The following is a 13,905-nucleotide window of genomic DNA, read 5'->3' on the forward strand; positions in this document are numbered from 1 at the left end:
TATCACCCTTTGCTTTTACTAAGAATTTCAGGCGGTGACTGAAGAGCCACCACCTTAGCTGCTTCATTTCAAACACGTCAAACAGAAAGTGTACGGAGCAGTTCCTTAACAAACCCGAGAAAATCTTCACGAACCTGTGCTGTTGTTTCAATCACTTCATCATGGGTGAGCGGCTGGTCAAGAATACCAGCAGCCATATTGGAGATACAGGAAATACCAAGAACTTTCATCCCTGCGTGGTTGGCCACCATGACCTCAGGTACCGTGGACATACCTACAGCGTCTCCACCAAGCGTACGGAGCATGCGGATCTCCGCTCCCGTTTCATAGGCAGGACCCGTGTTGCCCACATACACACCTTTTTGGATGCCAAGGTTTAACTTCTCCGCCGCCTTTTCTGCATGAACAACCAATTCACGGTCATAAGCTTCAGACATGTCCGGGAAACGGGCTCCCAGTTCATCATCATTTGGTCCGATCAACGGGCTGTCCCCCATGTTATTGATATGATCGGTAATCACCATCAAGTTCCCAGGCTCAAAGGAAGTATTGATGCCGCCGGCAGCGTTTGTGACAAATAGAGTGTCAACCCCGAGCTCTTTCATCACGCGTACCGGGAAGGTAACCTGCTTCATCGTATAGCCTTCGTAATAGTGGAAGCGGCCCTGCATAGCAATGACCTGCTGTCCTTCAAGCTCTCCGATGACGAGCTGTCCTTTATGACCCGAAACCGTTGATTCCGGAAAATGAGGAATTTCGGAATAAGGGATGGCTGTAGGGTTTTGGATTTCTTCCGCTAAAACCCCCAGGCCGGATCCTAAAATCAAGCCTACCCCCGGCTGTCCGGTGAGCTGCTGTTTAATAAATTGAGATGCTTCTTTTACTTGCGTTTGATTCATGATCATACCCCTCCCTATTGGATATCCTTTAAGAAACTCTGCCCATGCTCAGGCATTTGAATGTCGAAGTTATCGGAAATGGTGGCCCCGATATCTGCGAACGTCCGGCGCTGCTCCAGTTCTTTCCCTACATCAATTCCTTTATGGTAAACGACAAGGGGAACAAGTTCACGCGTGTGATCTGTACCATGGTGGACCGGGTCATTGCCGTGATCAGCCGTAATGATTAACAAATCATCGTCTTCCATCTTTTCCAATACTTCGGGAAGGCGCTCATCATAAGCTTCCAAAGCTTCCCCATATCCTTGAGGATCACGGCGGTGGCCGTACTTGGCATCAAAATCAACCAGGTTCAAAAAGCTCATGCCACGGAAGTCTTTATCCATGGATTTCACTAACTGGTCCATTCCGTCCATATTGTCCTTCGTTCGAACCGCTTCTGTCACACCTTCTCCATCATAGATGTCGGAAATTTTACCAAGAGCTACAACATCAAGACCTGCATCTGCCATTTCGTTCATGACTGTGCGACCAAATGGTTTCAAAGCATAATCATGACGGTTGGATGTACGTTCAAATGCGCCGGGCTCGCCAACAAACGGCCGGGCAATGACGCGGCCGACCATATATTTCTCATCCTTGGTAATCTCCCTGCAGAATTCACAGATCTCAAACAGTTCTTCGGGTGGAACGACATCTTCATGGGCAGCAATCTGAAGAACAGAATCAGCCGAAGTATAAATAATTAAATCGCCGGTTTCCATATGGTGTCCGCCAAGCTCTTTAATGATTTCTGTTCCTGAGGCCGGCTTATTTCCTACGATGCCTCTACCTGTCTTTGCCTTGATTTGATCCAGCAGTTCGTCAGGAAAACCATCGGGGAAGGTGCGGAACGGCTGGTCGATGTAAAGCCCCATAATCTCCCAGTGACCGGTCATCGTATCCTTCCCATTGGAAGCCTCCACCATAGTCGTATAATGCGCCTTAGGTGCAGAAGCTTGTTCAATTCCCTGAATCCTTCGGATGTTGCTCAATCCAAGCTCTCCCATATGCGGCATATTCAAGCCGTTCATGTGGGCGGCGATATGTCCGAGTGTATCTGCTCCTTGATCACCAAACTTTCCTGCATCCGGGGCTTCCCCGATCCCTACGGAGTCCATCACAACCAAAAATACGCGTTTAAATGAATTCATCAACGATCCCTCCTGTTTTTTAATTTCCCAAATTCGTCTGAAACTACCCTTTTTCCATAGATGTAGGATGTCAGACATCTGTAAAGCAAAAAAAGTTTACGCTCGCGGATGATACGAGCGGTAAACATCTTTCAACCTTGTTTTTGAGACGTGTGTGTAAATCTGTGTCGTGGAAATATCTGCATGTCCCAGCATTTCCTGTACTGCTCTTAAATCCGCTCCGTTCTCAAGCAGATGAGTGGCAAACGAATGGCGGAGCGTATGTGGAGTCAGTTCTTTCTCCACCCCCATCTCTCGAGCAACCGCTTTCAGAATCTTCCAAAATCCTTGCCTGGACAGCTTATTCCCATGATGATTCACAAATAATTCTTCCGTGTTTTTCTGTTTGACCAGCGCACCACGGCCTGTATCCAAATAATTTTCCACGGCTTCTTTCGCCATATCCCCTAGAGGAATGATCCGTTCTTTGGATCCTTTGCCAAGGCAGCGGACAAATCCCATCGTCAAATGGAGATCACTGACCTTCAGAGACACCAGTTCCGTTACACGGAGCCCTGTGGCATAAAGCATTTCAAACATGGCTTTATTCCTTGAGGAAAGAGGATCCCTGGCATGGATGTTCAAGAGTTTATCCACGTCATCCGAAGAAAGAACTTTAGGAAGCCGGCGTTCCTTTTTCGGTGTTTCTATATGTAGGCTCGGGTCATGCTCTGTCTTTTTCTCCCTGATCAAAAACTGATGAAAAAGACGGATGGAAGACAGAAAACGTGCCGTCGTAGCCGGAGATCTCCCTTGATCATTCAAGTGGTGGAGGTATTTCATAATATGGGCCCTCGTCACCACATCCCACGATTTAATCTGTTCTTTTTCCTGCATAAACGCCGTGTACTGCGTAAGATCCCTTTTATAGGATTGTATTGTGTTGGGTGAAAGTCCGCGCTCCACCGTTAAATAGTGATAAAAATCTTCAAGAGCATACTGCATCTTCCACCTACTCTCCTAATCGAAAAAATATCGATAGACGATCGGCCCAATCAGAATCTTGAGAACTGGACACCTTTACGGCTGATCCCCCTGGAGGATCATATCGATGCTGCCTTTCGTATTCTCCATGAACCATTCTCAATGCCATGTAAAAGACGAACGTGCAGACAGTAAAAACTAAGAGGACTTTGACTAAATCTCTTAAACTATGCCGAAGCCGGCCCACTCCATCACCCCCACCGCTGTCCTTTATTCAAGGATATGCCGGAAACAGCTCAAAATATACGCAGCGGAGGTGAAAGCATCCGTATCTAGAACACAAGTCCATCTAGCATTAACGTACACGATTTTTCTTCATTTGTAAATAAAAACGAGCAGATGCTTAACATCTGCCCGGTCCCTCTATAAAAAAAGCCACTATGATTCTGCATAGCGGCCTCCGGCGTTCATTTTTTATTTTCTTCCGCAGATGAAGCAGCGACCGCCTGCTTTTGACAGACCCGGCAGATGCCGTGAAAGGTCAAACGGTGATCCTTCACTTCAAACCCCCACTGACTTTCAACTATTTTTTCAACATCAAGTAGAAGGTCTTCCTCGATTTCCTCCACGGATCCACATTCGATGCAGACGAGATGGTGGTGGAAATGTTCGGCCCCTTCTTTTCTAAGATCATAACGGGAAACGCCGTCTCCAAAATTGATTTTGTCGACAACTTTCAATTCTGATAAAAGTTCAAGTGTACGATATACGGTAGCAAGACCAATTTCAGGTGCTTTCTCTTTTACGAGGAGGTAAACATCTTCCGCACTTAAATGATCTTCTTCGTTTTCCAGTAAAACCCGTACAGTTGCTTCCCGCTGTGGTGTAAGCTTATAACTTTGGGAATGCAGCTGCTTCTTTATCTTTTCTATACGATGTTCCATATCGTTCGTCCCTCCCTCGTCTTACCATTCTCATTATAATCAGAGACAGAACGAGTGTCAAATTATAATCATTTTAATCTGTTAATGATAATCGTTATTATCTGGCGGCGGATTTATTCATTCGTAAAGCCACTTTAAAACCAGTTCCAAAATAGAATTTGAAATAAAAACCTCAATCACGGAAGATACCATCAGCACAGCCATCAATGCGCCGAACAATCCACTGTACCGGACGAACCCCTTCATAAGAGGCTGGTGCACCCTTCTTATAAAAAGCTGCTTACAGAGGGTAAGTGAGAATATCAAGGCAAGAGAGCCGGCGATCAGGTAAACGGGAATGATAATCAAATTCTGGGGTGCTATGGAAACGGTGGAAATCAGCAGACCGTACCATCCCATCTGGTTGACAAGAAAGCCGACGGAAAAGCCGAGCACCAGTCCTTTAATGAATAGCAGCACAGTAATGACAGGCATACCGATGACGGAAATGCCCAGCAGAAACAACAGCAGCATATACTTTACATGGTAAAGCACACTGTCCTTCCATAAAACAGCTTTTCCCGTTCCAGGAGACGAAGCCTGCTGCTCAAAAAACTGCTTCAAATAGAAAAAGAGATCTTGTTTTTGTACAAAGTTCATACTGTTTACGATGACAGCCCCGAAAATGATTCCCATAAGAAACAACACAAAAATGAATACGAAAATATTCATATGCGACTGTACATCATTTTTAACCATCCGCATGCCCTGGTGCATTATCCCTCATCCTTTCTCCTACCTGGTCTATGACCAATCTATGAGAAAAAATGAAAAAGTAGACCTGAAAAAGCTAGTGGATCCTCCCGTACTTCCCTCCCCCGCCTTTGGAGATAGAAAGCCGCCCCTGCCTCATATCGATCATTTTTTCAATGGTCGGTTCGGGCAGGATACCGGCCAGGTCCTGTTCGGCTGTGTGATGAATGATATTCATCTCATTTTGAAACGCTTCTATCAGCTTTTGATAGGTTTTCGGGCCGATTCCTGGAAGGGTATGGAGAGGCACCTGTGGAATATATGGCGGCCTTTCCCGCTCCTGACGCTTGTCTGACAACTCACGGATTCGATCGGACACCCCTTTGATCCATTTTCCTTTCCCGCAGGAAGGACAGCGCCTTTCCTGATTGTCAGACTGTTGCTGCAGACAGGCGGCACATACCGTCTGAAAGTATTTGCCCATTCTCGGATTCATACCATAGTTGACCTTCACTTTCCTTCCTCTAAGATTGTGCAGAGCCAGACGCAGCTCTTCAAATGAAGGGGTTTCCATCTGAATGGTTTGGTATTCCCTGGCCATGTTGGCCGTAGAATGGGCGTCTGAATTGGTTACATACGTATAAGGCTGAAGTTCAAAGATATGCGAAGCCATCTCCGTATCCGCACTCAACCCAAGTTCAACAGCATCAATGGCGGTACTGTCCAATACTTCTATTAATGACGTCCGCACTCCCCTGCCATAAAGGCTTTTGAAAGGGGTGAAAATATGGGCCGGGATAAAGAGTCCTCCGTGCTCCCTGACATACGACTGGAGCTCCCGGGCTGTACCATAGAAACGCTGGGAGCTCAGGGAGATGTTTTTCATTTTGTTGGAAAGCCAGCTTGAAAAACGAACCATATCCCTCAAATACGGAAAATAACAGAGCAGATGCACAGGACCTGAACAGGAAGCATCATATACTTCAATCTCTGCTCCAAGAATCAAAACCGTATGCTTGTATTGAATACCGCCATCCTGAAGCTCCTTTGCCTGACCGTTCGTTATATGAGATTGAATTTCATCCTGGACAGCAGGAGACTGGGCATCAATAACCCCTACCATATCCAGTCCTTTGGAATGGGAAGCTTCTTCAACCACGTTCGTAAGGGTCAGCTTCTTGGATCCGGTAATTTTCACAGGACCACCGTTCCAGTCGCGCCCGATATGGATATGTAAATCTGCGAAGTAATCCTTCATTTCTGCTTCAACTGCAGATATAGGAGGGCGTAGGCTGTTTTCGCATCATGGATTCGCTGGTCCTTCTCCAGCTGGACCGCTTCGTCCAGAGTCAGTTCCATCACTTCTACAAATTCGTCTTCATCCCCGTCCGGCTGGATATCCATCGGCTTGATTTGATCCGTGAAATAAACATAGACGAGCTCATCTGCAAAACCCGGGGATGTGTAGAAGGATGTGACCAGTTCCAAATCTTCGGTTGTATAACCGGTTTCCTCCTCAAGCTCTCTCATGGCACATGTTTTCGGTTCCTCTCCCGGTTCCAGCTTGCCGGCAGGAATTTCAACGATACTTTTCTCCATCGCTTTTCGATACTGTTCCACAAGGACGAGTTTCCCTTCCTGGGTCGTCGCGATAACCGCCACCGCTCCCGGATGTCTGATGAGCTCCCGTTTAGATGTATGCCCATCGGGTAAAGTAACACTGTCTACGTCAAGCTGGACAATTTTACCTGTATATATGGTTTCGGTCTGGTAGGTTTTCTCTTCAAATTTTTTCATCGATTTCATCCTCTCTGATTATCTACCGCCATTCTATCACAGGAGTAGCGTCTACAATGAATATTACGATAAACTATACAGGAAAGGATGATTCTATGAAGAAACGACGCCTTGGAAATTCAGATTTATACGTATCAGAAATCGGGCTGGGGTGCATGTCCCTGGGAACCGACTACGCTAAAGCAGAAGACATCGTCCACGAGGCTCTGGACTCCGGCATTAATTATCTGGACACCGCTGACTTGTACGACTATGGACAAAATGAAGAAATCGTAGGTCAGGCCGTTAAAGGACGCCGAGATGACGTGATCATTGGTTCAAAGGTCGGTAATAAATTCACCCCCGGGGAAGAAGGCTGGACCTGGGACCCTTCTAAAAAACACATCAAAGAAGGGGTGAAGAGCAGTCTGAAACGGCTCGGTGTGGATTATATCGATTTATATCAACTTCACGGGGGCACGATTGAGGACCCTGTAGATGAAAGTATCCAGGCTTTTGATGAACTCGTGGACGAAGGATTGGTGCGCGCCTACGGAATATCATCCATCCGCCCGAATGTGATTAAACAATACGTGGAAAAATCGAACATCGTAAGCATAATGATGCAGTACAATGCCTTGGACAGGCGCCCGGAGGAGCTTCTCGACTATCTTTCTGACCATAACATCAGTGTATTGGCCCGCGGTCCATTAGCCAAAGGTATGCTTTCAAGCCAGGGGCCTGAAAAAGCAGCGTCGAAAGCAGAAGACGGGTATCTGGAATACAGCAGGGATGAAGTGCTGGCCATCGCTGAAGAGTGGCCATCCTTAACAGATTCAGATAAAAACGCAGAAGCGCTCGCCCTTCAGTATGTCCTCCACCACCCTGCAGTGGCCTCCGCCGTTTTTGGCGCCCGGACGACGGACCAATTGGCTGACAGCCTGACATACAGAACCGCTCCTGCTCTAACAGATGAAACGTACAGGAAGATCCAGTCGTTAACAAAACCTCTTACTTATCAAAAACATCGTTCTTAAATAAGAGCCTCCGGGATCTGCCCGGAGGCTCTTTTTATTCTTTCCAGGTCTGCTCCAGCACCCTGACCCAGTTTTTATTAGTCAGCTGCTCCAGTTCGTTCTTTTTCCACCCTCTTCGCTCAAGCACACTTAAAAGCATGGGAACCCCTGTGACATCCTTCATAGCATCCGGCACCATCGTACCGTCAAAATCTGACCCTAAGGCAACATGGTCTACACCAATCCGGTTTCTGACATAATCGATATGATCAGCAATATCCTCCAGGGAAGCCTCAGGATCCCCTTCAGCACGGGGGGTTACCATATTCGGATCAATGCTGTACGTCACCCCTATCAGACCACCGGACTGCCCTATCTTATCGATTTGAGGATCTGTTAGGTTCCTTGATACCGGGCAGATCCTGTGAACGTTGGCATGTGTAGCCACTAAGGGTTTATCGGAAATCGCTGCCACATCCCAGAATCCCTGCTCATTTAAATGAGAAAGATCAACCATGATACCCAGTTCACAGCACTTTCGAACGAGTTCTTTCCCTTCAGGTGTCAGCCCCGGGCCGGTATCAGGAGAAGAGGGATACCCGTAAGGGACGCCCTCCCCAAATGGATTCGACCTGCTCCAGACAGGCCCGATGGACCGAAGCCCTGCTTTGTAAAACACATATAGCAAATCAAGATCTTTATCGATGGCCTCTGCGCCTTCCATGTGGAGAATCCCTCCCATCCATTCCCCGTCTACGGCTCTCTTCAAATCTGTTATCGTCCGTATCGTTTTGAAGGTTCCCTTTGACAATTCTTCCAATTGGAAAAAACGGGTCATTGACCTGGCAGCAGCAGCGAGTGCATATTCCCTTGAAAGTCTTGGAGGCAGAGATTTCATATAACCTGCCTGTGTATGGACAATGCCGGGATCAGGATCTGATTTTGGATTGGGAGCAAAAACCGCAAAGAACCCGGCCGCAAAACCTGCTTTTCTTCCACGGGTAAAGTCCAGATGAGCAGATGGGAGTCCCGTAAAGAAAGCGTCAGATCCATCATTCAGTTCCAACAGCGTATCGTGATGTCCGTCAATAAATCGAAGCATATGTATTTCCCTTTCCTAATTAATGGATTTGTTTTTTCTTACCAGCGCGCGGATTTGACCTCTGTGATTGATTTCATCTTCCATCACATGAAACCAGAGATAGCAGGGATTATGGACGACACCGTTCGGCCATGTCCTTGGTTCATAAAGCCACTCATCCTCTTTCTCTTTGAGCCTTTCCATTGTCCTGCGGCGGACGTCTTTCAATTGTTTAATATAAAAGGAAACGGGGGCCGAATGGATGGACTCCGCCGCTCCTCTTCCGAGCATCAGGGCATCTCCCCACCGCTGTTCCTCCTCTTCATTCAGGTCTCGCTGTTCAAAACTGATCACCTGATGGACATATTCTACAGCAGCCGTATGAAGGAGGAGAGCTCCAATAGAATTTCCCCCTTCCTCCCTTTGATCCAATTCGTCCACGGTCAAATGACGGATCTCTTCCACCGTGACCGACCGGACGTGATTCATCATCCAGACCAGCTCTCCAATTTTTGTGCTGAACCCTTCCTCAGACTGAAATTCATAAATAATCAAGATCAGACCTCATTTCTTTTTTACAAAATGTCCATGAATCAGCTAGAATAACAGAACTTTTCTTTTTCTCTGCCTGTTTATTCGACAAAACTATGTGTTTACCTCTCTATTACAGAAACATCCATCGAATTATGTAGATATTTTTGTGGTTTAAAACCGTTGAAATGACGGTATATGCTAAGTACTAACAAATCGGTTCTCTCCGTTCGCCACTTGTCACCAAATCCATTCAAACCCCTGAGGAGGAAAACCAATGAAAATCAAAGTTGGTATTTGGACGCGTTTGACAAACAAGGACAAAATGATTCTCTTAAAAGCAGTAAGCCAGCAGTCCATCTCTAAAAAATCCGCATAAATCTTTCTACTTTACCCATGCCCCGGAAAAGCAGCGGAAACCGACAACCATCCTCCTATACGTATGTTCAAACCTGCCCAGGCAGGTTTTTTGCTGTTTCCAAATGTACATTATGAACGCTGTGTAAAGTTCACTTGGATATCCGCCTCCTCCGCATAATCATTTTTTCAGGCGAATAAATAAATACCAGTAGACATGCGTGAAAAACATGGAGGGGGAAAATCATGAAAGTCGCCATTTTCACCGATACCTACGCACCTCAAATCAATGGGGTTGCCAAAACGCTGAAGAAATGGACAGATTTCCTGGAAACCAAGCAGACGTCCTACCGCCTATTCGCCCCGAATCCCCTTGAAACCTGTGATTATAATGAGAACATCCACCGCTTTAAGAGTCTTCCTTTCTGGTTATACCCGGAATGCCGGCTGGCCCTCCCCCGTCTATCCCATATCCGAACGGAACTGGAACAGTTCAAACCAGACATCATTCACGTTGCGACACCGTTCAATATGGGGTTGACAGGGCATCATTATGCCCGGAAATTGAACATCCCTTTGGTCGGGTCATACCATACACATTTTCACAAGTACCTGGACTTTTACAAAATGTCCTGTTTAACCCCGCTGATCTGGAAGTATATGCGGTGGTTTCACAAGCCTTTCAAACGGATTTTCGTCCCGTCCATAGAGACGAGGGACGAGCTGCTTAAGAAAGGATTGTCCAATGTGTGCATCTGGTCAAGAGGCGTCGACAGTGATCATTTCCACCCACAGCCACAGTCTACTTACCTGCGAGACACATTCGGGGTCACTGAACCATTCATCTTAACGTATGTCGGCCGGCTGGCTCCCGAGAAGGGACTGGACATTCTCATGAAAACAGCTGCCGCCCTCCCGTCAGAATGGCATCCGTATATTCATTGGATGATAGTCGGAGAAGGGCCTTTATATCAAACACTTCAACAGGAAGCACCGGCCAACATGACCTTTACCGGTTACAAAAGTGGCATGGATTTGAGCCGGATCTATGCAGAATCCGCTCTGCTCGTCTTCCCCTCTGCGACGGAGACATTCGGAAATGTCGTGCTGGAGGCCCTGGCATCTGGAACGCCGGCCGTTGTAGCAGATTCCGGGGGCGTCAAGGAAATCGTCCAGCACAGGAAAACAGGGTGGACCTGTACACCAGATGACCCTTCCAGTTTCGTTTCAGCAGTCACACACCTGCTGCAGGATCCGCTTTTACTGAAGGCCATGAGCGAAAAAGCCAGAGCCTATGCCTTAACCCGTTCTTGGGATGCTGTGTTCTATGGATTGCTGCAGGAGTATCAAACCATCGTGGAAGAAGTACCGGTGCTGTCTCATGCGTAAAAAGGAGATGATGATGTGAATAAGCTGGCTGTCATTGGAACAGGGTATGTGGGACTGGTTACAGGAATCTGCCTGGCTTCCCGAGGACATCATGTCACTTGTATGGATGTTGATGAATCTAAAATTGACCAGATCAGCCGGGGGCACCTCCCTCTTTTCGAGCCGGGATTACAGGAGCTTCACGAAACATGTACAGCCGCCGGCAGCCTTTCCTATACGACAAGTCCGGAAGAAGCTGTCCAGCATGCAGAAGCGGTTTTCATTGCTGTCGGGACACCTTCGCGCGCAGACGGGGGTGCCGATTTATCGTACATGCATACCGCTGTCCGCGATATAGCTCCATTTCTTCAAAGCCATTCGGTCCTCATCATCAAAAGTACAGTTCCTGCCGGTACTCATGCAGATATTAAAGTTCGGCTGGACCGAACGACCGGCCGATCCGTCCAAGTAGTTTCCAACCCCGAATTTTTAAGAGAGGGCTCCGCCGTCAACGATTTCTTTTACAGTGACCGTATTGTTATCGGTTCAACCGATCCTTATGCCGCTGCCTTCGTTGAGCATATTTACGAGAGTCTCCCTGCCCCGGTGCTTCATACAGATCCACAGACAGCAGAAATGATCAAATATTCATCCAATGCCTTTCTGGCAGCCAAAATCAGCTTTATCAATGAGATGGCGTCCTTATGTGAAGCTGAAGGAGCCGACATCACGATGGTGGCTGCAGGAATGGGGATGGATAAACGGATCGGTGAAAGTTTCCTAAGGGCCGGTATCGGTTACGGCGGCTCTTGTTTTCCTAAGGATACAGCCGCTCTGCTTTATTCAGCCGAGCAGAAAAAACTGCCCGTCCCCCTGCTTTCCTCTATCAATGAAGTCAATCGAAAACAGCCGGGGGCTTTCTTACAAAAGATCCTTGACCGGTTTGGCTCTATAGAAGGAAAAAAAGCCGCTGTGCTTGGTTTAACGTTCAAGCCCAATACAGATGACCTGCGTCTTTCCCCCGCCCGGGAGGTCATTAATCTTCTTACCTCGGAAGGAGCAATGGTCATTGGATATGATCCTCTTATCAGTAAAAGCAGGAAACGGATATGGCAGATTCCTCTGGCAGAATCGATGGAAGAAGCATTGACAGGTGCTGATTTGGCCGTCATCTGTACAGAATGGAAAGAAATCGTCGACTTCCCTCCAGCCTGTTATCCTTCTCTGATGAAGGAGGCCAATATTTTTGATGGAAGAAATTGTTACGAAATTAAACAAGCTTTACATCTGCCTCTTTATTACTCCTCTGTCGGCCGGCCTGTGTATAAAGGAATATAGCAAGGAAGCCTTCAGCAAAGAACTGAGGGCTTTTTTCATATCCCCCCTTTGTTTACATAACAATATATCTGTCACCTATTAGAGCAGAATGTTTTTCCCGGTGAAGAACACGGCGTATAATGGACGTTTAGTAAGTTGAAAAAGGAGGAAGGAATGTGTCTGAACAGACCCCCAACCGAATCCTGATGGCAGCTTTACTGCTTGCAGGATCGTTTATAACCATATTAAATCAGACGCTGATGATCACAGCCATCCCACCGATTATGGATGAAATGAACGTGTCCGCCAACTCGGCCCAGTGGCTGACAACCGTATTCATGCTTGTCAACGGCGTCATGATACCAGTGACCGCCTTTTTAATTGAGCGTTTTTCCACCAGGCAGCTATTTTTAAGTGCCATGGGAATTTTCACAGTAGGGACCATCCTCGGAGGGATTGCCCCAAACTTTCCTATGCTCTTATTCGGCCGGGTGGTCCAGTCCATGGGAGCAGGTGTGATGCTGCCATTGATGCAGACTGTTTTCTTAATGATCTTCCCTGTCGAACGGCGCGGCACGGCCATGGGTTACATTGGACTGGTCATTTCTTTTGCACCGGCCATCGGCCCCGCCTTGTCAGGGTGGATCACTTCTGAATTCAGCTGGAGATTTTTATTCTGGCTTATTCTCCCGCTGCCCATTCTTATCATCATTGTTGCGTATTTCATATTGAAAAATGTAACAAAACTGACCTATCCAACGGTCGATCCCTTATCCATCATCCTGTCTTCAGCAGGATTTGGAGGACTTTTGTATGGCTTTACACTGGCAGGAAACGCCGGATGGTCTTCGCCATTGACACTAGCCGTGCTCGCCGGAAGCTCAGCTGCCCTCGCTTTATTCATAACAAGGCAGTTGAAAATGGAGCATCCGATGCTGGAATTCCGTGTGTTCCGCTATCCTGTTTTTTCAATAACGACCGGAATTGCCATGATTGCCTTTTTAGGCTTAATCGGATCGGAAACCTTGATCCCTCTTTACATGCAGGACATGCGTGAATTTACAGCCTTCGAATCCGGACTGGCCCTGCTTCCGGGTGCCGTTATTACAGCATTCATGTCTCCGATAACAGGAAGGATTTTTGACAAAATCGGTGCCCGGCTGCTGGCGGTCTGTGGACTGATCATCCTCACCGGTGCCACAGCTGCCTTTTCGTTCCTGGATATCCAGACAACATTCACGACCATTACAGTCCTGTATGCCATTCGGATGTTCGGTCTCTCCATGGTTATGATGCCTGTGACAACGGCAGGATTGAACCAGCTGCCTAACCGGTTGATTCCGCACGGGACTGCGATGAGCAATACTATGCGGATGGTGGCTGCATCTGTTGGCACAGCCGTCCTTGTAACGATTATGACATCAACAACCCAATCAGCTGGAGGTGATCCCGCCATTGATCATCCTGCGATTTTTGGAGTGAACACGGCCTTCATGGTCATTACAGCCTTATCTATTGTGGGAATTGTGCTTGCATTTTTTGTGAAAAAGACCCACCCGCCTGATGAAGCAGAAGCAGCTTCTCCTGCACCGGAAACGGACAAAGAAGAAGCTTCCCTTCACACGTCATAGGGGCATTCCAAATAAAAAAAGCGTGTAGAGAAACTTCATGTTTTTCTACACGCTTTTTTCATAGAAAGTATCCGGACATGGTTCTGAATCGATGTTC

Annotated in this window: 14 protein-coding genes; 4 read left to right on the top strand and 10 right to left on the bottom strand. The window is 47.2% G+C overall.

From position 1 onward, the window contains the following. Positions 1–77: 77 nt before the first annotated feature. The 8 genes from ACXAJH_RS03760 to ACXAJH_RS03795 all read right to left on the bottom strand — a co-directional run bounded on the left by ACXAJH_RS03760 (position 78) and on the right by ACXAJH_RS03795 (position 6,528). Positions 78–899: a purine-nucleoside phosphorylase gene (locus ACXAJH_RS03760; protein ID WP_474968744.1), complete on the bottom strand. Its 822-nt coding sequence runs from the start codon at positions 897–899 to the stop codon at positions 78–80. Between the two features lie 14 nt (positions 900–913). After that, positions 914–2,092, bottom strand: a complete 1,179-nt coding sequence (gene deoB / locus ACXAJH_RS03765) for a phosphopentomutase (RefSeq protein WP_474968745.1) — start codon at positions 2,090–2,092, stop codon at positions 914–916. Positions 2,093–2,188: 96 nt separating this feature from the next. Continuing rightward, positions 2,189–3,076 (bottom strand): site-specific tyrosine recombinase XerD, encoded by an 888-nt coding sequence (gene xerD / locus ACXAJH_RS03770; RefSeq protein WP_474968746.1) that lies wholly within the window; start codon positions 3,074–3,076, stop codon positions 2,189–2,191. A 7-nt stretch (positions 3,077–3,083) separates the two neighbouring features. Continuing rightward, positions 3,084–3,302 (bottom strand): DUF4227 family protein, encoded by a 219-nt coding sequence (locus tag ACXAJH_RS03775; RefSeq protein WP_084163029.1) that lies wholly within the window; start codon positions 3,300–3,302, stop codon positions 3,084–3,086. A gap of 220 nt (positions 3,303–3,522) precedes the next feature. After that, positions 3,523–3,999, bottom strand: coding sequence for a ferric iron uptake transcriptional regulator (fur, locus tag ACXAJH_RS03780; protein WP_027954489.1), 477 nt, complete (start codon positions 3,997–3,999; stop codon positions 3,523–3,525). A gap of 117 nt (positions 4,000–4,116) precedes the next feature. Continuing rightward, entirely contained in the window at positions 4,117–4,755 is a 639-nt protein-coding gene (gene spoIIM / locus ACXAJH_RS03785; RefSeq protein ID WP_474968747.1) for a stage II sporulation protein M, read from the bottom strand. A gap of 73 nt (positions 4,756–4,828) precedes the next feature. Continuing rightward, on the bottom strand, positions 4,829–5,989 hold the full coding sequence (locus tag ACXAJH_RS03790; RefSeq protein ID WP_474968748.1) for an endonuclease Q family protein: 1,161 nt from the start codon (positions 5,987–5,989) through the stop codon (positions 4,829–4,831). After that, the gene (locus ACXAJH_RS03795; protein ID WP_474968749.1) at positions 5,986–6,528 is read right to left on the bottom strand and encodes an NUDIX hydrolase; all 543 of its coding nucleotides are present in this window, start codon (positions 6,526–6,528) and stop codon (positions 5,986–5,988) included. The genes ACXAJH_RS03790 and ACXAJH_RS03795 overlap by 4 nt, the downstream gene beginning before the upstream one ends. Before the next feature lie 95 nt (positions 6,529–6,623). Between ACXAJH_RS03795 and ACXAJH_RS03800 the strand changes: the two genes are divergently transcribed. After that, the gene (locus ACXAJH_RS03800; protein WP_474993459.1) at positions 6,624–7,544 is read left to right on the top strand and encodes an aldo/keto reductase; all 921 of its coding nucleotides are present in this window, start codon (positions 6,624–6,626) and stop codon (positions 7,542–7,544) included. Positions 7,545–7,578: 34 nt separating this feature from the next. Here ACXAJH_RS03800 and ACXAJH_RS03805 read toward each other — a convergent pair whose 3' ends face one another. Continuing rightward, positions 7,579–8,625 (bottom strand): dipeptidase, encoded by a 1,047-nt coding sequence (locus tag ACXAJH_RS03805; RefSeq protein ID WP_474992090.1) that lies wholly within the window; start codon positions 8,623–8,625, stop codon positions 7,579–7,581. 15 nt (positions 8,626–8,640) lie between these two features. Next, positions 8,641–9,162, bottom strand: coding sequence for a DinB family protein (locus ACXAJH_RS03810; protein ID WP_474993461.1), 522 nt, complete (start codon positions 9,160–9,162; stop codon positions 8,641–8,643). Between the two features lie 576 nt (positions 9,163–9,738). On the opposite strand from ACXAJH_RS03810, the gene ACXAJH_RS03815 reads away from it, so the two are divergent. From ACXAJH_RS03815 to ACXAJH_RS03825, 3 genes are all read left to right on the top strand, one after another. Next, a complete protein-coding gene (locus tag ACXAJH_RS03815; RefSeq protein ID WP_474968752.1) occupies positions 9,739–10,881 on the top strand; it encodes a glycosyltransferase family 4 protein in 1,143 nt (380 codons plus the stop codon). Between the two features lie 15 nt (positions 10,882–10,896). Beyond that, positions 10,897–12,198, top strand: coding sequence for a UDP-glucose dehydrogenase family protein (locus ACXAJH_RS03820; RefSeq protein ID WP_474968753.1), 1,302 nt, complete (start codon positions 10,897–10,899; stop codon positions 12,196–12,198). Positions 12,199–12,353: 155 nt separating this feature from the next. After that, a complete protein-coding gene (locus ACXAJH_RS03825; RefSeq protein WP_474968754.1) occupies positions 12,354–13,808 on the top strand; it encodes an MDR family MFS transporter in 1,455 nt (484 codons plus the stop codon). Positions 13,809–13,905 lie beyond the last annotated feature (97 nt).

This window comes from Halobacillus sp. ABD4_316, from assembly GCF_056161385.1.